Here is a 17,785-nt window from a genome sequence, read left to right as displayed (position 1 = left end):
CGTAGAGGGATTTTTTTATTGACCATAAAAGCGCAGAAGGTCTCCGTTTAACATTTTATCAGAGAGAGACAGCTCTTCATTTGCTTTTTCTTTATAGGGAGCGCACGCATCTTGATTTTCTAACACTTCTCCTGTTTTTTGGCTGTAGCATGTGTTTTTCGTATATACATAGTCGTTCGTGATAAAGCTGCCGTTTCTCAGCACGGCAAATGGCGTTCGGTTGTTTGACAGCAAATCATTGCCAAACTGAATATCACCTTTTGTATCAATTCCGAGCAGGTGCATCAGAGTCGGCCTGACGTCAACCTGTCCTCCGGCATCGGAGATTGTTTCCGGGTTTTGATCAGTGATTCCAGGAATATGAATGATAAACGGCACCCGCTGAAGCTGGACGGTGTCATATGGCGTAATTTCACTTTTTCCTAAAAACTCAGCCAGGGCTTTATTATGGGCTTCTGATATGCCGTAATGATCTCCCATAAAGACAATCATCGAGTTTTCGTATAAGCCTTCATCCTTGAGCTTTTTGATAAAATGCTTCAGTGCCTCATCCTCATAGCGAACCGTCGTCACATAGCGGTTTAACAGGTCACTGCTTGAATCATATTCATCAATCAGCTGATCCTTTTCATCAATTTCAAACGGAAAATGGTTCGTCAATGTGATGAAATTGCTGTAGAACGGCTGCGGCAGGCTTTTCAGTTTACCAGCTGACTGTGCCAGAAATTCCTTATCCTTTAATCCCCAGCTTGTTGAGGTTTCAGGAGTCACATGGAACTCATCGACATCAAAAAAGCGGTCAATCCCAAACGTTTTATACATCACATCTCTGTTCCAAAATGTTTTATGATTGGCGTGAAAGACGGCTGAATAATAATCATTCTGCTTGAGTGATTTGTACATCGTATGAAATTGATGGTCACTTTTCGTAAAAAAGACGGCGCCGCTTAGGGAAGGATATAGAGAGTTAGCGACGATAAATTCAGAATCAGACGTTTTTCCTTGCTCTGTTTGCTGGTAAAAATGATCAAAGGAATAGCTTTTTTTCATCAGATCATTCATAAACGGGGTAATTTCTTTTCCGTTTACCTTTTCATTCAGAACAAAGCTTTGAGTCGATTCAAGCGTCACAAAAATCACATTCCGTCCCTTTGCCAGTCCGAACTTGCTTTGATCAGGCTTGCTGTAGTCAGCCTCAGTGTAGTTTTTGATTGTAGAGAGGCTGTCTTCATCGGCAAATGCCTTCGCACTCATATTGACAGTCTGAGAAATGGTATCGTAGATGTGGAACTGAAACAGGCCAATGCTTTTGACAAGCACTTCCCGGTCGAAGGAATGTGCCAATAGCTTCGGCTGTTCAATTTCTGCAAGCCCCAGCGTACTTATAAGAATCCCGCAGGAAGCGGCATAGTACCGCTTGACCGTACGGGGGTTCGCTTTTGACTCGGGACTCTTCTCTTTTCTGGAGAGCAGCAGAAGAAAAGCCAAATCCGCAAACAGAGCGATGAACAAAGGATTGAACAGTTCTTTTACACTGCTGCCCATATCGCTCATGTTGCTGGCCTGAAACAAAACCGGGATGGTAATAAAATCGATATAAAAGCCGTAAAAAATCGTGTTGGAGATCAAAATGGCAGTCAGAACCAAATTGGCAATCAGCAAAAAGATGCGCTGCTTGCTGCCTTTTAAAAGCAGTCCAATCCCAAATAGAGGGAGTATGAAGCTAAGCGGATTGATCAGCAGAATCAGCTCCTGCAATAGAGAGTCGATCTGCAAATCAAAACCCAGTTTATAGATCACATAAGTTTTGATCCACATGAATAAGATGGATAAACTTAAAAAACGCTGATTGTGAAAAAAGGTTCCTTTCATCAATTTATAACTCCTCACGTTTTCTTGAACATCTGCCATGAGATGCTTCTTATGTAAAACCTACTAAAAACAGTCTTCTTAGACAAGCTTCAGCACTCGTGTTTAAAACATACGCCCATGGAACAGCATATAAAAATAATAGCATGATGCTATTGTCAGACCGGCCAACACAAGCTGTTCGGAAAAACTGCCTGTCTTCATATACAGCGGCAGCCGTATGCGAATGGTTGAAGGGAATAACAATTTGATGCCATTCACTGTCCAGGCATCCAGAACCAAGTGGCTTGCCATTCCGATCATCAGCCCTGCTGATATGTTTTTATCTGGAATATATGTGGCTGTGATAAAAAACATGATGAGCAGAAACAGCAGGCTGTGTGTAAAGGTGCGGTGGCCAAATACGGAACTGACAATTTTCGATAAGATAGGAAATCTTCTTCCGATTTTACTCTGCGTGTGGCAGATGTCGGGAATTAATGCGCCAACCGCGCCGGACGCCGCCATGAGTACTGGGTCAAATCCATAATAATAAGCCGCTGCGGTACAAGAAGCGATGCCTCCCATGATGTGTGTTTTTCCTGTCATTTCCCCGCTTCTCCTTTATCTTTTGCAAAAATCTCTGAATTACAAATATATCAAGAGAATGTATGTTTGAGCAACAGAACTTTGGCCGATAAAAAAATGAGCCGCATAATTTCCTGAGAAAAAGGCATCTTAAAGATGTACCTATTTTCTAAAAGAGGTGATACGAATGGCTTTCTTTAATAAAGATAAAGGTAAACGTTCTGAAAAAGAAAAAAACGTAATCCAAGGAGCTCTTGAAGATGCCGGTTCAGCTCTTAAAGATGATCCGCTTCAAGAAGCTGTGCAAAAAAAGAAAAATAATCGCTAACCGCATGCGGATAGGGCTTGGCTCTATCCGTATTTTCCATCTGTTCCCTTTGACAGATCATTCTTTCTTTGATAACCTTCTGGGAGTAACTGAATAAATAAATCCTCACTCTTTCTCAGTGAGGTAGAGGTTGCGCGGATGATGAGTCACACATGCCAGGCTGACAGGAGCTGTTAAACATGTGTAAAAGGCATCAGCGCCGAAGTGTGGAGAAAGCCGATCCTTCTCTATGCTGGGACTGTATCTGAATAAGTGCAGGACTGCCGCGTGCTTTTTCGCGGAGGGCTATCCGGAGATCAAGGGTGTGTGTTTCTTTAAGCATGGACTTTTGTTCAGGCTTTTTTTGTGTTTACATGATCTCGGGTTCTGGTCCGTACAAAGAATCATTGGAGGTACTGGAATGGAACAGACAAAAAAATGGGGTTTTTGGTTATTAACGGCGTTTGTCGTTGGAAATATGGTTGGATCGGGGATTTTCTCCCTGCCGAGTTCGCTTGCTTCGATTGCAAGTCCGCTTGGCGCTACGTCCGCCTGGCTTTTGACAGGTGCGGGCGTGCTGATGATTGCGCTTGTCTTCGGGCACTTGTCTATTCGCAAGCCTGAGCTGACAGCGGGGCCGCAAAGTTATGCGAGAGCGCTGTTTTCTGATCCGAAAAAAGGGAACGCTGCCGGATTCACAATGGTGTGGGGCTACTGGGTAGCGAGCTGGATCAGTAACGTGGCGATTATCACAAGTCTTGCCGGTTACTTGACTTCGTTTTTCCCGATTTTAGTTGATAAACGTGTACTGTTTGCTGTCGGCAGCCAAGAGGTGACACTCGGCCAATTGCTGACGTTTGCAGTATGTACGATTTTGCTCTGGGGAACGCACACGATTCTTGTTGCAAGCATTAACGGTGCAAGTAAATTAAACTTTATCACAACGTTTTCAAAAGTATTAGGTTTTGTTTTCTTTATCATTGCCGGATTGTTTGTGTTTCAAACGACATTATTCGATCATTTTTATTTTCCGATTCAAGGTGAGAACGGCACAAGCATTGGCATCGGCGGACAGGTTCACAACGCCGCCATTTCTACTCTATGGGCGTTTGTCGGAATTGAATCAGCAGTGATCTTGTCTGGACGCGCGCGTACTCAGCGTGATGTGAAACGTGCGACCATCACAGGTTTGTTGATCGCGTTAAGCATTTACATTATTGTCACATTGATCACAATGGGGGTTCTGCCGCACGATAAGCTTGTCGGATCTGAAAAACCGTTCGTTGATGTGCTGTATGCGATTGTCGGAAACGCAGGAAGCGTGATTATGGCGCTACTGGCGATTCTTTGCTTATTCGGAACGATGCTCGGCTGGATTTTGCTTGGCTCTGAGGTTCCGTACCAAGCTGCTAAAGCAGGAGATTTTCCGGCGGTCTTTGCGAAAACAAATAAAAAGGGAAGCCCGGTTATTTCTTTGATCATTACAAATGTGATGTCACAGGTCTTCATATTCTCTGTTATTTCCCGGACAATAAGTGACGCATTTACGTTTTTAACGACAGCGGCAACCCTTGCGTATTTAATTCCGTATTTAGTGTCTGCGATTTACAGCCTGAAGCTTGTTATAAAAGGCGAAACGTATGATCAGCTGAAAGGTTCCCGGGTAAAAGACGGATTGATCGCGATTTTAGCGTGTGTATACTCATTGTTTGTTATCGTAACAGGCACAGCGGATTTAACGACATTTATTCTCGGCATCGGTTTGTTCTTTGTCGGTCTGGTGATTTATCCGTTTGTGATTAAGAAATTCTCGAAAGAAAAACAAGCATAAAAAAAGACACCTGACAATGCAGTCAGGTGTCTTTTTTATAAAAACGTTATTTCTCCTGTTATAAGTCCCATACACAAAATAACGGACAGGAACGCTGTCAGTGATAGGACATTCGAATATGCAAAAAACGCTTTTTCAGTTTCTTCAGAAAATGAAACAAAGCCAGCACTAGGATAAAAACGAGAAGCACATGAGAAAAAGGGTTTCCGATATAAAGACCGTTGAAAAAACTAATGGCAATGATGATGCAGCTTAATAGGAATTGAGAAAGAAAATATGCGATGCGGTTCAATAGGAGTTGCTCCGTCCTGTCGGATTCTTTGCAATATAGAAAAGAGCCGCAGATAGTGCGGCTCTTTGTTTATTTTGTTAAGCTTTCCGTAATAAATTTCAGCTGTCCTTCTAGTGAAATCGGGTCTGAGAAATAGAAGCCGATCGGGTCAATTTTATAGACATGATCATTTTTGACAGCATCGAGGTTTTTCCAAATGGAACTGTCAAATACGCCGCCATCGTCTCCGCCTGATTGCCATGGACCCGCAAAAATGTAATCTCCGGCGAAGTCAGGGAGCTTTTCTAAAGAAATGCTGGTATACCCTGGGCCTTGGTCAATCGCTTTTTCCTTTGTCAGCTTTGTGGCCTGTAAACCAAGATCTTTGTAGACGATGCTTCCGCCTCTTCCGAAATCTTTACCGAATACATAAATGTCTTTGCCGTTTGTTTGCATAATAGAAACTGTTTTGTCACCAATGACTTTTTGAATTTTTGTTTTGGCTGCCGCGACTTTTTTGTCCCACTCGGCAAGCCACTTCTCCGCTTTATCTTCCGTTCCTGTCATTTTTGCGAATTCTTTCAGCTGTTCAATGTTATCGAGCTTATCGTATTTCACCGCAACAGTCGGCGCGATTTTTTCGAGCTTTTTAATATCGGCGCCTTGTGTTGTCCAAACGATGATCAGGTCAGGCTTTAAATCAATCACTTTTTCAACAGAAGTGCCGTCTCCGATATTTGTGACACCGTCGGTTTTACCTTTGTAGTAAGGGTTTTTAAATACATTTTCAGGTGCTCCGACGACGTTGATGCCCAGTGTTTTGAAGTCTCCGTAGTAGCCGTCAGCCATGACAACCACCCGTTTAGGATGTTTAGGAATTTTCACATTTCCGTTTTCAGCCTTGTATGTAATGGTTTCTTCGTCTTTTGAATCAGAGGAAGAGCCTTTGCTTTCTGAGTGATTTCCGCAGGCTGCCAGCGCTGCAATCAATAGCAGGGCAAAAAATGCGGCTCCGAGTTTCTTATATATATGGGTCATATCTCATACCTTCTTTCTGGAAAATGGGTGATAAAGAGAATCATTATCAATGTGATTATACCATCGCAAGAGCCAGTTGACACGATATTTTTGCAATTATATTCTCATTTTTGTTTAAAACGCTCTATTAAATCAGCGGAAAAAAGTGATATACTGAAACAGCAATTGATAATCATTATCATTATCGAAAGGAAGTACGGCTGTTGAGTCACATGAAAAATAAACAGATGATATCAGATGAAGAAATTCAATGGACATCCCGGTCGTTTGGTGCGGTCATTGTGCTTTTTGCGGGGGTATGTTTATTATGCTTCGGCGCGATGCTGTCCATTTCTCTCGGTGCTGCGGATATCCATTTACGGACTGTGTGGGACGCCATCTTTCATTTCCAGCCAAATGAAACCTCACACCAAATCATACACGATCTTCGGCTGCCAAGAACGGCTGCTGCCGCGCTTGTCGGCGCATTGTTAGCCGTGTCTGGGGCGATCATGCAGGGCATGACGAGAAACCCATTGGCGGAGCCTTCTATTATGGGGATAACATCGGGCTCTGCTTTTGCTATTTCGATTGCGTTTGCTTTTTTCCCAGGACTTTCTGCCTTCGGGCTTGTGCTGTGGTCCTTTGCGGGCGCGGGATTGGGGGCATCGACGGTATTGGGCATCGGCATGTTTTCCAGGGGCGGTCTCACGCCTGTAAAGCTTGCTCTTGCCGGAACGGCCGTCAGTTATTTCTTTACGGGCATTTCAACCGCAATTGCGCTCCGTTTTGATGTAGCACAGGATGTCAGCTTTTGGTACGCAGGCGGGGTAGCGGGTGTGAAATGGTCAGGCGTTCAGCTGCTGGTTATTGCAGGAGCTGTCGGTTTGACGTTTGCGTTTATCATTGCCCGGTCTGTGACGGTGTTAAGCCTCGGTGACGATCTGGCGAAGGGGCTTGGGCAGTATACATCAGCGGTGAAACTGGTTGGCATGCTTGTCGTTGTGGTGTTGACGGGAGCTGCTGTTTCCATTGCCGGCACTATCGCGTTTATCGGACTGATCATTCCTCATATCACAAGGTTTTTGGTAGGGGTTGATTATCGGTGGATCATTCCTTGCTCGGCGGTGCTTGGCGCTGTTTTGCTTGTTTTTGCTGACATTGCGGCCAGACTCGTGAACGCGCCGTTTGAAACGCCTGTCGGCGCGCTGACCTCCCTCATCGGTGTTCCCTTTTTCTTTTATTTGGCACGTCGTGAAAGGAGAGGGCTGTAATGAAAACGAAAACGAAAAAACCTCTAGTTGTGATAGCAGTGACTTTTCTGCTGATCGTGCTTGTCTTTTTTATCAGTCTGAATATGGGTGTCATTAAAATTGCCCCATTGCAAACGCTCAAGGTCTTTTTCGGCCAAGGGACGGCGCGGGATGAGCTTGTCTTATTTGAGTTCAGGCTGCCGCGAATAATGTTGTCGTTGCTTGTTGGGGCGGGTATCGCTGTTGCCGGAGCCATTTTGCAAAGCGTGTCTCAAAATGATTTGGCTGAACCGGGTATTCTCGGGATTAACGCCGGGGGTTCGCTTGCTGTTGTGCTCTTTATTTACTTTTTTCAAGGGTCAGCATCAGATCTCGGCTTTTTAGGAACGTTTATGCTGCCGTTCAGTGCTTTGGCAGGCGCGTTCCTCGCCGCGTTTCTCATTTATCTTCTGGCTTGGAAAAAAGGTGTGACTCCGATTCGGCTGATCCTAGTCGGAATCGGTGTGAATGCCGGATTTAATGCCCTTTTGCTTATTTTTCAGCTCAAAATGGACCCGCATGACTTTATGCAGGCTGCAGTTTGGATATCAGGTTCGATATGGGGGGCCAATTGGAACATGATCTGGGCGGTACTCCCCTGGATTGTGATTTTGCTTCCTTTTACTTTATATAAAGCACGCTATCTGAACATTTTACAGCTGGGAGACCAATTAGCGACCGGACTTGGCACTGCTGTTGAAAAGGAAAGACGGATTCTCCTTCTGGCAGCGGTCGCTCTTGCCGCATCCTGTGTCGCAGCTGCAGGAGGCATCGCGTTCCTCGGATTAATCGCACCGCATGTGGCAAGAAGGCTTACCGGTCCCCGCCACCAGACGCTTATACCGGTTTCCGCCTTTATCGGCGCGTTTCTGTTTCTGCTGGCTGATACGCTGGCGAGAAATGTATTGGCACCGTCAGAAATTCCGGTCGGACTTGTCATCTCCGTATTAGGTGCGCCTTACTTTATTTATTTATTGATGAAATCGAATTGAGGAGGGGACCGAACTTGAATTCATTATCAACGGAACAGCTTGGGATCGGTTATGGAGACAGGCTGATTGTAGAAGATTTAAATATATCCATTCCTAAAGGAAAAATAACAACCTTAATTGGGCCGAATGGCTGCGGAAAGTCAACGATATTAAAAACGATGTCCAGAATTATGCGCTCGCATCAAGGTGCCGTTTACTTAAACGGCAATGTGATTCATAAAATGTCTACTAAGGACATTGCGAAGGATATGGCCATTTTGCCGCAGACGCCTGAGGCTCCGAGCGGATTAACGGTGTACGAATTGGTGTCATACGGCAGATTTCCGCATCAATCAGGCTTCGGCAGATTAAATGATGAAGACCGCCGCATCATCAAATGGGCCCTCGAAGAAACCGGCATGGCGGAATACCATGAGCGTCCGATTGAGGCGTTGTCAGGCGGACAGCGTCAGCGCGTGTGGATTGCGATGGCGCTTGCACAAGGGACAGAGCTGCTTTTGCTTGACGAGCCAACAACATATCTCGATCTCGCACATCAGCTCGAAATCCTGCAGCTGCTTGACAGACTGAACAAGGAACAGGGGCGGACGATTTTAATGGTGATTCATGATCTGAATCACGCGGCCCGTTTTTCCCATTATATGATTGCGCTCAAAAAAGGCACGGTCATCAAGGAAGGGACCGCACTGGAGGTCATGACGCCGGATATTTTGAAGCGGGTATTCCAGATTGATGCCGAAATCGTCACTGATCCTCGTACAAATAAACCAGTATGCTTAACTTATGACCTGATTAAAACTGAAAAACAGCTTGTTTCTGTGTAAGAAAAATCCCGGTATGACGCCGGGATTTTTTATTTTCAACCATAAAAATATAATTTTCCTTGCTAATTCCAGATTTTGAAGAAAAAGATTGAAAGTCTATTTGAATTAATAGATAATATTGGTTAGAATGTTTCGAAAATATTACGAAGATTACAGAAAGAGGAGATCATTGTGTCCAAGAAGAAAAAATGGCTTATTGCCGGTTCGATATGTGCCGGTGTGCTCCTACTGGCGGGGATCGGCGCCGGCGGTTTTTACTTTTTTACTCACATGAACCAAGTTGCCGTATCATCGGAGCCTTATGCTGAAGCGGTCGCGGTGTATATGGGCGGTGAATCTGAATCTGCCCAATCGTTTTCGGGAAAAGTTGAACCAGAGAAACAGCAAAAAGTATACATAGATTCAGAGAAAGGAAGCATTAAAAAAACGTACGTCAAAGAAGGCGATAAGGTTAAAAAAGGCGATAAGCTTTTCGAGTACGAGGGCGAGGATCATTCTGACGAAATTGAGCAAAGCAATTTACAAACCGAAATGACAAACCTTCAAATCAGCCGCTTGCAAAAATCAATAGCAGAAACTGAGAAGAAGCTGAAGACAGCCGGAAAAGACGAGAAAGCACAGCTTCAAGACGAGCTTGACCAGGCCAATTTTGATTTAAAGACAAGCCAGCTTGAACTGAAGCAGCACCAAAAAGAACTGGCTGCACTTACAAAAAACAAAGGTTCAAATGTGATCACAAGCAAGCATGACGGTATCGTTCAGAGCGTCAATCAGGATATTGCGGACGGCGCAACGGGTGATCAGGCAGCAGGCCCGTATATCCAAATCGTTTCAACGGGCAAATACCTTGTGAAAAGCCAAATCAACGAGCTGTTAATGGACACGATTAAAAAAGGCAGCAAAGTCAGAGTTACGCTGAAAACAGGCGGTGAAGGCGAGTGGAAAGGCAAGATTACTTCAATCGGCAAGCTTCCTGCTGGAACAGGCGAGGGGGAAGAGTCAGAAAGTTATGCTGAAGAAGAAATGAATCCCCAATCCTCTAACTATCCTTTCACTGTTTTATTGGACAGCCATAAGGGCCTTGAAGTCGGCTATCATGTCAATATTGAAGTTATGAGTGACGAAGCAGATGCGAATACGATTAAGCTGCCGTCCGACATGATTATCCAGGACGATGGCGAACCATACGTTTGGAAGACGGATGAGGAGCAGAAAGCGGTTAAACAGCCTGTTGAAATCGGAGAGACAGACGAAAGTGACATGGTCGAAATCAAAAGCGGCCTGACACCGGAAGATTATGTGATCTATCCTGATCCAGCGGTCAAGGAAGGAAAGCAGGTTACAGTCAATGCTGACACTGAATAATATTTCTAAATCGTACAAGCTGGGCAAAGAAGAGGTGCCGATCTTAAAGCATATTAATCTCACCGTCAAAGCTGGTGAATTTCTGGCCATTATGGGGCCGTCCGGTTCAGGGAAGTCTACGTTAATGAATATTATAGGCTGTTTGGACAGGCCGACCTCCGGAACCTATATGCTGGACCAGATGGATGTATTAAAAGGGAAAGACGGTGCTTTGGCTGACATTCGCAACGAATCGATCGGGTTTGTGTTTCAAACCTTTCATTTGCTGCCGCGCCTTACCGCACTGCAAAATGTCGAGCTGCCGATGATTTACAATAAGGTAAAGAAAAAAGAAAGAAGGCAAAGAGCCTATGAAGCTCTTGAAAAGGTTGGTTTGAAAGATAGGATCTCTTACAAGCCGCCAAAGCTGTCCGGCGGACAAAAGCAGCGGGTGGCGATTGCCAGAGCCCTTGTCAATCAGCCTCGGTTTATTCTGGCAGATGAACCGACCGGGGCGCTTGATACAAAATCAAGTGAACAAATTTTGTCGCTGTTTTCACAATTGCATCATGAAGGCACAACGATCATTATGATTACCCATGACCCGGACGTCGCCAGAAAAGCCGACAGAACCGTGTTTATCAGAGACGGAGAATTAGTGTTAGACGAGAGAGGGATTAGCCATGCTTGAACATATTCGGATCTCCTTTCAATCTATTTTTTCGCATAAGCTGAGGTCGATTCTTACGATGCTTGGTGTCATTATCGGTATAGCGGCGATCATTGCGATCGTCTCTATGCTGAAAGGCCAAAGCGAGCAATTAAAGCAAAGCATGATCGGCATGGGAAATAACGCGATTAATGTTGTGTACCAGCCAACAGGCGGGGAGGAGGAAGGCGGTTACCAGGAGGTTTCTTACACGTCCGCACCCCCTGTATCTGAAGAAACCATTAAGACAATAAAATCAGACCCGGTTGTAAAAGGATTATCTTTATATTACTTGTCCGAAGGCTCCACCGTTTTTCACTTAACGAACGTTTCTTATCCTCAAGTGTACGGAGTGGATGCTGATTATTTCGATATGTTCCCGATCAGCATCACTGAGGGGAGAAAGCTGGCGGAAAAAGAATTAAACAGCACACACCAAGTGGTTATGATCAATGAGGCCGCAAGAGATGAGCTGTTTCCTGACGGTGACGCTCTGCACAAAAACATTGAGATGAATGGTGTGCCGTTCCGGGTTGCCGGTGTTTTTCATGAAAAGAAACAGGAAGAAAGCATGTTTGATGGCGACTATGCGAATCCGGTTTTATATGTGCCGAAAAAAGTGTGGCCGCTTATTGAAGGATTTGACGCGCCGACACAGATTGCGGTGCAGGCAGACTCTTCTGAGCATATCCAAGAAGCCGGTGTAATGGCCGCGGACCTTCTAAATCAAGGACTTTCAGATGCTGATTTGGAAAAAGCGGAGTACAGCGTGATGGATCTTCAGGAGGTCGCTCAGGAAGTGGAGTCCTTTAACCAGTCGTTTGCTCTGCTGCTTGGCGGAATTGCCAGCATCTCGCTTTTGGTCGGAGGCATCGGTGTCATGAACATTATGCTTGTTTCAGTGACGGAGCGCACGCGGGAAATCGGAATTAAGAAGGCGCTCGGTGCCAAGCGGCGCGTGATTTTATTTCAATTTTTAACAGAGGCCGTCGTGCTGACAAGTATTGGCGGAATTCTCGGTGTGCTGGCGGGCTTTGGCATCGCTAAACTTATCACGGTTATCTTTCCGATGCCTTTTATCATCTCCGTTCCGGCAGTTATCGGAGCACTCATTTTCTCAATGGCAGTCGGCATTATTTTCGGCTTGCTGCCGTCCATTAAGGCATCGAAGCTTCAGCCTGTTGACGCGCTTCGATATGAATAAAAAGAACGCATCCAATCGGATGGCGTTCTTTTTTTATTTGGGCAGTGCTGAATTGCATTTATCCAAAATAAGAAAAACGGCTGCTAGGATCATTTCTTCTGTGGTTGACAGCCAAATGTTATGAATCATTTGATCTGCCGTATAAGCGGTCATCCATAAAAACAGCAGCTGGACGGTGCCGGCCATAAGGATAAAAGCTCGTTTTCCAGTCTTAAAAAACGTAAAACTATGTATCATCAGCCGTTCAAAAGGTTCAAAGCATAGTCCGAGCACAAGAAATAACACAGCAAAAAGCAGGACATGAGCAGCTGATCGGTAGCTCGTTCCCGCCAAAGAAAAGACACAGAGAATGATTGTAAAATAGCAAAATAACACAGCCGCCGCTGCCAGCACATACTGTACGGCCTGCCGTAATAAATACTTTTGATGTATCACTGGTTCATCTCCTTATCAGCGCTTGCAGAGAGAGAACGAGCGCTCTCTGCAAGCTGCCAGTTTTTTATTTGCTGCTTTTCTTTTTCACAACCGGATGCTTTTCTTTTGAAAGGACATCCGTAAATTCTTTGCCTAAGTCAAGGTGTTCTTGGATGAAGGTTTCAGGAAGCATTGCGAGCCATTGGTTTAAAGACACATCGGCATAATGGTCATCTTTAAAGATTTCTAAAAAGACGAGCGGTTCATCACCGAGGTTTTCTACGTAGTGGCCCATCGCAAATGGAACATAACCAACATCCCCGGCTTGATAGTTAAAGGTTCTCGCATGGCCGTCAGCAGCAAAAACAGTCATTCTCGCTTTACCGGAGATGTAATATTGCCATTCATGCGTATTCGGATGCCAGTGAAGCTCTCTCATGGCGCCTGGTTCCACGGTTACAAGCGCAGATGCAATGGTTTTAGACACTGTAAAGTTTGTCGAATCCGCAATGTACACCTTTCCTCCTTCTGATGCAATCGGCTCCTGTTCAAGAAGGCGGTACGTAAACGGATAAGGCACTTCACCGTACGGCCCTTCTACAATGTCATCTTTTAAACAGCCGGGCACAGGTTTTTCAAATATATATTTTTCTTTGCCTGGCAAATTCGCGATTTCTTTTTCTGTTACGCCAAAATTAGCGGCAATCACTTCTTTAGGGGTGTGGGCAAGCCAGTCTGTCAGCTGGAACGTGCTGTTTTCAGAGAATGACCCGTCGTCAAACACGAGCAGGAACTCTGCCCCTTCTTCAAGCGCTTGAATCGAGTGCGGCAGGCCTGACGGGAAGTACCATAAATCTCCTTCGCCTACATCATCAATAAAGCTGCGGCCCTTTTCATCCACAATCGTGACGCGTGCTTTCCCGTAGATCATATAAGCCCACTCTGCTTCCTTATGCCAATGAAGCTCGCGAATGGCGCCTGGCTTCAGCCGCATATTAACAGAAGCCAGGTTTTCTGAAATCGGCAGCTCACGTACGGTAACTTCACGGGCGTACCCGCCTTTTTCCAAACGGTTATGAGTATCTGAGAAAGAAAACTTCATATTTTCAACGGTGCCATGATCGGTTTCCGGCGGTACGAGCATATCGGGATTCTGCCGGTCCCTTTCAATATTACGCGGGATTTTCACTGTCGCTCCCTTATCTCCTCTGATTGGCTGGGGAATGTCGTTTTGTTTTTTCATTTTCCTGTCTCCTCCTTAAAAATAATTGTGGCGCAGAAAGAGAATGTGAAAGGCCTTTCGTTTTCCCTTCTGTCTTGTTAAGTGAAAAAAACCGATGAAAAGTCAACTTCGATACAAAATTAATGTTTCGCTTTCTGATCTTTCAGCTCTGTCATCAGTTCAATGAGCTGATCGAATTTTTTCTCGAAACGGGTCAGCAGGTACATCGCGATCAGTGCCGGGAACCCGAGATTGCTGATCTGCTTGACGACTTCCTCTATAAAAACCTGATCCATGAAAAACACCTCCCTCCTTTTTGTGCAGTCATGTAAGTAAGTGAAGGGAATCCAAGAAATCGTAAACCATGACTGGAAGGTTTGCTTCAGCAAGCGCTAGTCTGAAAGTAGTAGTTTACTTTTTTTTGCTTTCCTTCATTTAATTTAGTAGGGAGGCGGTTTGATGGACTATCAAGGTCTGTTGCGATCGAAATGTAAGGAGATTATGAAGCATCCCATCGTGAAGCATTTTTTGAGCAACCCTCAGCATTACCGTTTGTTCAAAAATGTAATGGAAAACCCGAATGAAAAGGATGCAAAATCGTTGGACGAGCAATTCAAGCAATTTTATAAGGAGATTCGCATCGTCAAGTATATGAATTCAATGATTCGGATTTTTTCCATCGATTTTGATAAGCGGGTTCGCAAAAATCAAAAACGGTATCCGCTGACGGTTGATCATCCGGAAGCAGGGGAACGACTTCCTTCCGAAGCGGGAAGTGACGCGTTTGAGGAATTTTTAGACCTGCAGGATGATTTGAGCCAGCATGTCCAGGATTATCAGCTTTATCAAGCGATCCAGAAGCTGACTGACAAACAAAAAAGCGTGCTGACAAAAGTCTATCTTCACGGTGCCACGATGCAGGAAATCGCTGATTCATTAGGTGAGTCCCGGCAAAATATCTCTAATATTCATAAAAAGGGGTTAGAAAATATCAGAAAGCAGCTAGAGGCGCAAAAAAAGGGGGAAAAGTAAACTGTGAGCGGCCAGTTTGAACATCATAGGAATAAAGATGAAATGTACGACATTGAGCATCTGATTGCATGCTTTTCACCGATGATCAGAAAAAAACTCAGCAATACGTCCTATCAAGAAAGAGAAGATTTGGAGCAGGAGCTGAAAATCAAAATGTTTGAAAAGGCTGATATGCTTCTGTGTCAGGATGTTCCGGGATTTTGGGAGTTTATTCTGTATATGGTAGACGAGAACTCATAACGATATCTCATTCTAAGAAAAACGGGAACATTTTGCAGGTTCCCGTTTCCTGCTGTTCACCCCCGTCAAGAGCCCTCCTATTCAAAAATGTACCAAAAAGAAACGATATAATGATAAGATGAAAAAAAACAGTGACAGAAAGGAACATAAAAGTGGAAAATGCGTCAATTTTAATCGTAGACGATGAGAAAGCGATTGTGGATATGATCAAACGCGTTCTCGAAAAAGAAGGTTATCGACATATACTGGATGCGGCAAGTGCAGAGGAAGCCATTCCGGTTGTCAAGACAAATAAGGTTGATTTAATCGTATTGGATGTCATGATGGGCGGAATGACCGGTTTTGAGGCCTGCACATTAATCAGGGAGTATTCAGACGCCCCGATTTTTTTCCTGACGGCGAGATCATCGGACGCTGACAAATTATCGGGTTTTGCGGTCGGAGCTGATGATTATATTACAAAACCATTTAATCCGCTGGAATTAGCCGCGCGGATCAGAGCGCATTTAAAGCGTACGTATCAGTCGAATGCAGCTGACTCAAACAAAACCTATACATATGATTACTTTACATTTTCTCCGCAAAATGCCGAGCTGATTGTGGGCGGGGAAACTGTAGCCTGTTCGGCTCAGCTTTTGCAGCTGCTTCAGTATTTTTGTGAACATCCCAATGTGGTGCTTTCTAAAGATCAAATTTATGAAAAAGTATGGGGCTATCCTTCGTACGGAGATAACAATACCGTCATGGTTCATATCCGCAAGCTTCGGGAAAAAATTGAGCGTGACCCGAGCAATCCGGAATATATCGTAACCGTTCGCGGTCTCGGATACCGTTTTATCCCGAGTCCAGAAGGAAACGGAAAGCGCCCATGAGGTTAAGGTGGAAGTTTCTGTTTCACTTTTTCGGGCAGATGCTGATTGTTATCCTTCTTCTTTCCATCATGCTTGTGGCTTCCTTTTTCTATTTAGACGCGCGATTCAGCGATGCGGAATCCAATTCAGGGCTGACAAAGGCAACGACTGACACGCTTGAGGCGTATCTCGATGTAAACGAAGACGGGTCATGGGAAGTGGACGATTTTCTGAAGAAATCTGTTGATAAACAGCACGGCTGGATGCAAATCATTGATTCTAATGGAAAAACGGATTATTCCTACAGCGTGCCGAAAGACGTGCCCGGCACCTACACTAAGAAGGAGCTTTTGTCTATTTATAAAAGCAAGAAGCTTGATAACTATAAGCTGAATTATTGGGCAATCAATATTGAAGACAAGTCGTACCTCCTCTTGTTCGGCTGGAAATCAAAGAGCGAACAGCTGCTGACTTCCATTGAAAGCCGTGAACCCTCCATCGACTCTTTGTCACAATATAAGTCCAGTACAATTGACTATATTAAGCGTGAAAAAGGAGCCGTGTATCTGTTAGACAGAAACGGGAACATACTCGACAGCATTAACAGCAAGAAAAGCGAAAGAAAAACGATGAACCAGCTGGAGCTTCTCAAATACAGCTCTAAACCATGGAACTATAAACGGGAGATTTCTGTTAAATTCCTCGATCAAAACAGGTGGATGGTCGCTTCGGTGCCAAACCCTGTCTATATTACTGACCAGGAGTTTAATAAATCGTTTCTGAGGGTTGTCCTGAAAGCGATGTTTCTGATTATGGGCGTTCTGATTCTTTATATATTCTGGATGACTGCCTGGTATATGTTCAGATTCGGCTTGCCGATTTTTCATACAATCAAATGGCTTGTCAATCTATCAAAAGGGAAGCTTGAAGAACCGAAAAACCGTAAAGGGCGCCCTGTCAGTAAAAACAAAAAGGGAAAAATCAAACAGCCGTACCGCTTCTTCGGTGAGATATTTGAATCTATGGATCAGCTGACTGAAACGCTGAGACGGGATAAGACAAACAGAGAAAAAATCCAGGCAACACGGGAAGAATGGATTGCCGGTTTGTCTCATGATTTAAAAACACCCCTCAGCAGCATTTACGGATACAGCATGATGCTTGAATCGAAGCAATACGACTGGTCTCCTGAGGAAGTGAAAGAAATGGGACAGGTTGTCAGAGAGAAATCGGAATACATGTCAAAGCTGATCGAGGACTTAAATTTAACGTATCGTCTGAAAAATGACGCTCTGCCGATGGAGAGAAAGCTCACGAGCCTCATTCCGTTTTTTAAAAATGTCATTGAGGACTTCAAGAAAAATCCGTTTTCTGAAGGATATGATATTTCATTTGTATCAAGAGAAGAGCATATTGAATTTGCGCTGGATGAAGCCTGGTTCAGACGCATTCTGGAAAATCTGCTCGGAAATGCTGTGAAGCACAACGATAAAGGAACAGCGATTCAGGTGATTCTTGAACAGACAAAAAATCATATTTCATTGAAGGTCAAAGACAATGGCAAAGGAATGGATGAGGAAACGATCACCCATTTATTTAACCGTTATTACAGAGGAACCAATACGAAAGATCCGTCTGCCGGGACGGGGCTTGGACTGGCGATTGCCAAAGAGCTGGTGCACCTGCATAACGGAACGATTCACGTCAACAGCAGGATCAATATCGGCTCCGTCATTACCATCCTTTTCAAAAAAGAATAAGGTGTGTGGTTTGGACACCTCTTTGCCGGGAATAACAAT

The 17,785-nt window shown here is 44.5% G+C and carries 19 protein-coding genes and 1 riboswitch; of the genes, 12 read left to right on the top strand and 7 right to left on the bottom strand.

Features of this window, described 5'->3' with window-relative positions:
• Nucleotides 1–15: 15 nt before the first annotated feature.
• Both WA325_RS15985 and WA325_RS15980 read right to left on the bottom strand, forming a co-directional pair.
• Nucleotides 16–1,872, bottom strand: coding sequence for an LTA synthase family protein (locus WA325_RS15985; RefSeq protein ID WP_336183930.1), 1,857 nt, complete (start codon nt 1,870–1,872; stop codon nt 16–18).
• Nucleotides 1,873–1,974: 102 nt separating this feature from the next.
• On the bottom strand, nt 1,975–2,457 hold the full coding sequence (locus WA325_RS15980) for a metal-dependent hydrolase (RefSeq protein WP_024122827.1): 483 nt from the start codon (nt 2,455–2,457) through the stop codon (nt 1,975–1,977).
• 166 nt (nt 2,458–2,623) lie between these two features.
• Here WA325_RS15980 and sspJ point away from each other — a divergent pair, with 166 nt between their 5' ends.
• Together sspJ and WA325_RS15970 are read left to right on the top strand one after the other, a co-directional pair.
• Nucleotides 2,624–2,764 (top strand): small acid-soluble spore protein SspJ, encoded by a 141-nt coding sequence (gene sspJ / locus WA325_RS15975; protein WP_010331863.1) that lies wholly within the window; start codon nt 2,624–2,626, stop codon nt 2,762–2,764.
• Nucleotides 2,765–2,880: 116 nt separating this feature from the next.
• A riboswitch (Lysine riboswitch) is annotated at nt 2,881–3,060 on the top strand.
• Nucleotides 3,061–3,164: 104 nt separating this feature from the next.
• Nucleotides 3,165–4,574 (top strand): amino acid permease, encoded by a 1,410-nt coding sequence (locus tag WA325_RS15970; RefSeq protein WP_103671332.1) that lies wholly within the window; start codon nt 3,165–3,167, stop codon nt 4,572–4,574.
• A gap of 97 nt (nt 4,575–4,671) precedes the next feature.
• On the opposite strand, the gene WA325_RS15965 is transcribed toward WA325_RS15970, so the two are convergent.
• Complete coding sequence (locus WA325_RS15965) at nt 4,672–4,866, bottom strand: hypothetical protein (RefSeq protein ID WP_336183929.1); 195 nt, start codon at nt 4,864–4,866, stop codon at nt 4,672–4,674.
• Nucleotides 4,867–4,935: 69 nt separating this feature from the next.
• Nucleotides 4,936–5,883 carry an iron-hydroxamate ABC transporter substrate-binding protein gene (locus WA325_RS15960; protein WP_202853407.1) on the bottom strand — a complete coding sequence of 316 codons (948 nt, stop codon included), beginning with the start codon at nt 5,881–5,883 and terminating at the stop codon, nt 4,936–4,938.
• 212 nt (nt 5,884–6,095) lie between these two features.
• Between WA325_RS15960 and WA325_RS15955 the strand changes: the two genes are divergently transcribed.
• From WA325_RS15955 to WA325_RS15930, 6 genes are all read left to right on the top strand, one after another.
• The gene (locus WA325_RS15955) at nt 6,096–7,136 is read left to right on the top strand and encodes a FecCD family ABC transporter permease (protein WP_373422517.1); all 1,041 of its coding nucleotides are present in this window, start codon (nt 6,096–6,098) and stop codon (nt 7,134–7,136) included.
• Nucleotides 7,136–8,146 carry a FecCD family ABC transporter permease gene (locus WA325_RS15950; RefSeq protein ID WP_248339538.1) on the top strand — a complete coding sequence of 337 codons (1,011 nt, stop codon included), beginning with the start codon at nt 7,136–7,138 and terminating at the stop codon, nt 8,144–8,146. The genes WA325_RS15955 and WA325_RS15950 overlap by 1 nt, the downstream gene beginning before the upstream one ends.
• A gap of 14 nt (nt 8,147–8,160) precedes the next feature.
• Nucleotides 8,161–8,970 carry an ABC transporter ATP-binding protein gene (locus WA325_RS15945; protein WP_202853406.1) on the top strand — a complete coding sequence of 270 codons (810 nt, stop codon included), beginning with the start codon at nt 8,161–8,163 and terminating at the stop codon, nt 8,968–8,970.
• A gap of 171 nt (nt 8,971–9,141) precedes the next feature.
• Complete coding sequence (locus tag WA325_RS15940) at nt 9,142–10,335, top strand: efflux RND transporter periplasmic adaptor subunit (RefSeq protein WP_336183928.1); 1,194 nt, start codon at nt 9,142–9,144, stop codon at nt 10,333–10,335.
• Nucleotides 10,319–11,005 (top strand): ABC transporter ATP-binding protein, encoded by a 687-nt coding sequence (locus tag WA325_RS15935; protein ID WP_227598728.1) that lies wholly within the window; start codon nt 10,319–10,321, stop codon nt 11,003–11,005. Before WA325_RS15940 ends, WA325_RS15935 begins: the two co-directional genes overlap by 17 nt.
• On the top strand, nt 10,998–12,227 hold the full coding sequence (locus WA325_RS15930; protein ID WP_105953878.1) for an ABC transporter permease: 1,230 nt from the start codon (nt 10,998–11,000) through the stop codon (nt 12,225–12,227). Before WA325_RS15935 ends, WA325_RS15930 begins: the two co-directional genes overlap by 8 nt.
• Before the next feature lie 33 nt (nt 12,228–12,260).
• Here WA325_RS15930 and WA325_RS15925 read toward each other — a convergent pair whose 3' ends face one another.
• The 3 genes from WA325_RS15925 to WA325_RS15915 all read right to left on the bottom strand — a co-directional run bounded on the left by WA325_RS15925 (nt 12,261) and on the right by WA325_RS15915 (nt 14,159).
• Nucleotides 12,261–12,662, bottom strand: a complete 402-nt coding sequence (locus WA325_RS15925; protein WP_105953877.1) for a YrvL family regulatory protein — start codon at nt 12,660–12,662, stop codon at nt 12,261–12,263.
• A gap of 64 nt (nt 12,663–12,726) precedes the next feature.
• A complete protein-coding gene (oxdC, locus tag WA325_RS15920; RefSeq protein ID WP_202853404.1) occupies nt 12,727–13,884 on the bottom strand; it encodes an oxalate decarboxylase in 1,158 nt (385 codons plus the stop codon).
• Nucleotides 13,885–14,003: 119 nt separating this feature from the next.
• Entirely contained in the window at nt 14,004–14,159 is a 156-nt protein-coding gene (locus WA325_RS15915) for a YvrJ family protein (RefSeq protein ID WP_024122815.1), read from the bottom strand.
• A 205-nt stretch (nt 14,160–14,364) separates the two neighbouring features.
• Between WA325_RS15915 and sigO the strand changes: the two genes are divergently transcribed.
• The 4 genes from sigO (at nt 14,365) to WA325_RS15895 (ending at nt 17,746) form a co-directional block, all read left to right on the top strand.
• On the top strand, nt 14,365–14,895 hold the full coding sequence (gene sigO, locus WA325_RS15910; protein WP_202853410.1) for an RNA polymerase sigma factor SigO: 531 nt from the start codon (nt 14,365–14,367) through the stop codon (nt 14,893–14,895).
• Between the two features lie 3 nt (nt 14,896–14,898).
• Nucleotides 14,899–15,135, top strand: coding sequence for a sigma-O factor regulator RsoA (gene rsoA, locus WA325_RS15905; RefSeq protein WP_202853403.1), 237 nt, complete (start codon nt 14,899–14,901; stop codon nt 15,133–15,135).
• Nucleotides 15,136–15,287: 152 nt separating this feature from the next.
• Entirely contained in the window at nt 15,288–16,007 is a 720-nt protein-coding gene (gene yvrH / locus WA325_RS15900; RefSeq protein WP_105991583.1) for a two-component system response regulator YvrH, read from the top strand.
• Entirely contained in the window at nt 16,004–17,746 is a 1,743-nt protein-coding gene (locus tag WA325_RS15895; protein ID WP_105991584.1) for an ATP-binding response regulator, read from the top strand. Before yvrH ends, WA325_RS15895 begins: the two co-directional genes overlap by 4 nt.
• Nucleotides 17,747–17,785 lie beyond the last annotated feature (39 nt).

It is taken from the genome of Bacillus sp. 205(2023) (assembly GCF_037027485.1).
Classification (GTDB): domain Bacteria; phylum Bacillota; class Bacilli; order Bacillales; family Bacillaceae; genus Bacillus; species Bacillus halotolerans.
This window is presented reverse-complemented; position numbering and strand designations above follow the sequence as displayed.

Excerpts from the sequence above, each read along its gene's own strand:
- WA325_RS15895 (WP_105991584.1), top strand. The coding sequence starts at position 16,004 with ATGAGGTTAAGGTGGAAGTTTCTGTTTCACTTTTTCGGGCAGATGCTG.
- sspJ (WP_010331863.1), top strand. The coding sequence starts at position 2,624 with ATGGCTTTCTTTAATAAAGATAAAGGTAAACGTTCTGAAAAAGAAAAA.
- oxdC (WP_202853404.1), bottom strand. The coding sequence starts at position 13,884 with ATGAAAAAACAAAACGACATTCCCCAGCCAATCAGAGGAGATAAGGGA.
- WA325_RS15955 (WP_373422517.1), top strand. The coding sequence starts at position 6,096 with ATGAAAAATAAACAGATGATATCAGATGAAGAAATTCAATGGACATCC.
- WA325_RS15935 (WP_227598728.1), top strand. The coding sequence starts at position 10,319 with ATGCTGACACTGAATAATATTTCTAAATCGTACAAGCTGGGCAAAGAA.
- WA325_RS15980 (WP_024122827.1), bottom strand. The coding sequence starts at position 2,457 with ATGACAGGAAAAACACACATCATGGGAGGCATCGCTTCTTGTACCGCA.
- sigO (WP_202853410.1), top strand. The coding sequence starts at position 14,365 with ATGAAGCATCCCATCGTGAAGCATTTTTTGAGCAACCCTCAGCATTAC.
- WA325_RS15970 (WP_103671332.1), top strand. The coding sequence starts at position 3,165 with ATGGAACAGACAAAAAAATGGGGTTTTTGGTTATTAACGGCGTTTGTC.
- WA325_RS15960 (WP_202853407.1), bottom strand. The coding sequence starts at position 5,883 with ATGACCCATATATATAAGAAACTCGGAGCCGCATTTTTTGCCCTGCTA.
- WA325_RS15915 (WP_024122815.1), bottom strand. The coding sequence starts at position 14,159 with ATGGATCAGGTTTTTATAGAGGAAGTCGTCAAGCAGATCAGCAATCTC.
- WA325_RS15985 (WP_336183930.1), bottom strand. The coding sequence starts at position 1,872 with ATGAAAGGAACCTTTTTTCACAATCAGCGTTTTTTAAGTTTATCCATC.
- WA325_RS15950 (WP_248339538.1), top strand. The coding sequence starts at position 7,136 with ATGAAAACGAAAACGAAAAAACCTCTAGTTGTGATAGCAGTGACTTTT.
- WA325_RS15930 (WP_105953878.1), top strand. The coding sequence starts at position 10,998 with ATGCTTGAACATATTCGGATCTCCTTTCAATCTATTTTTTCGCATAAG.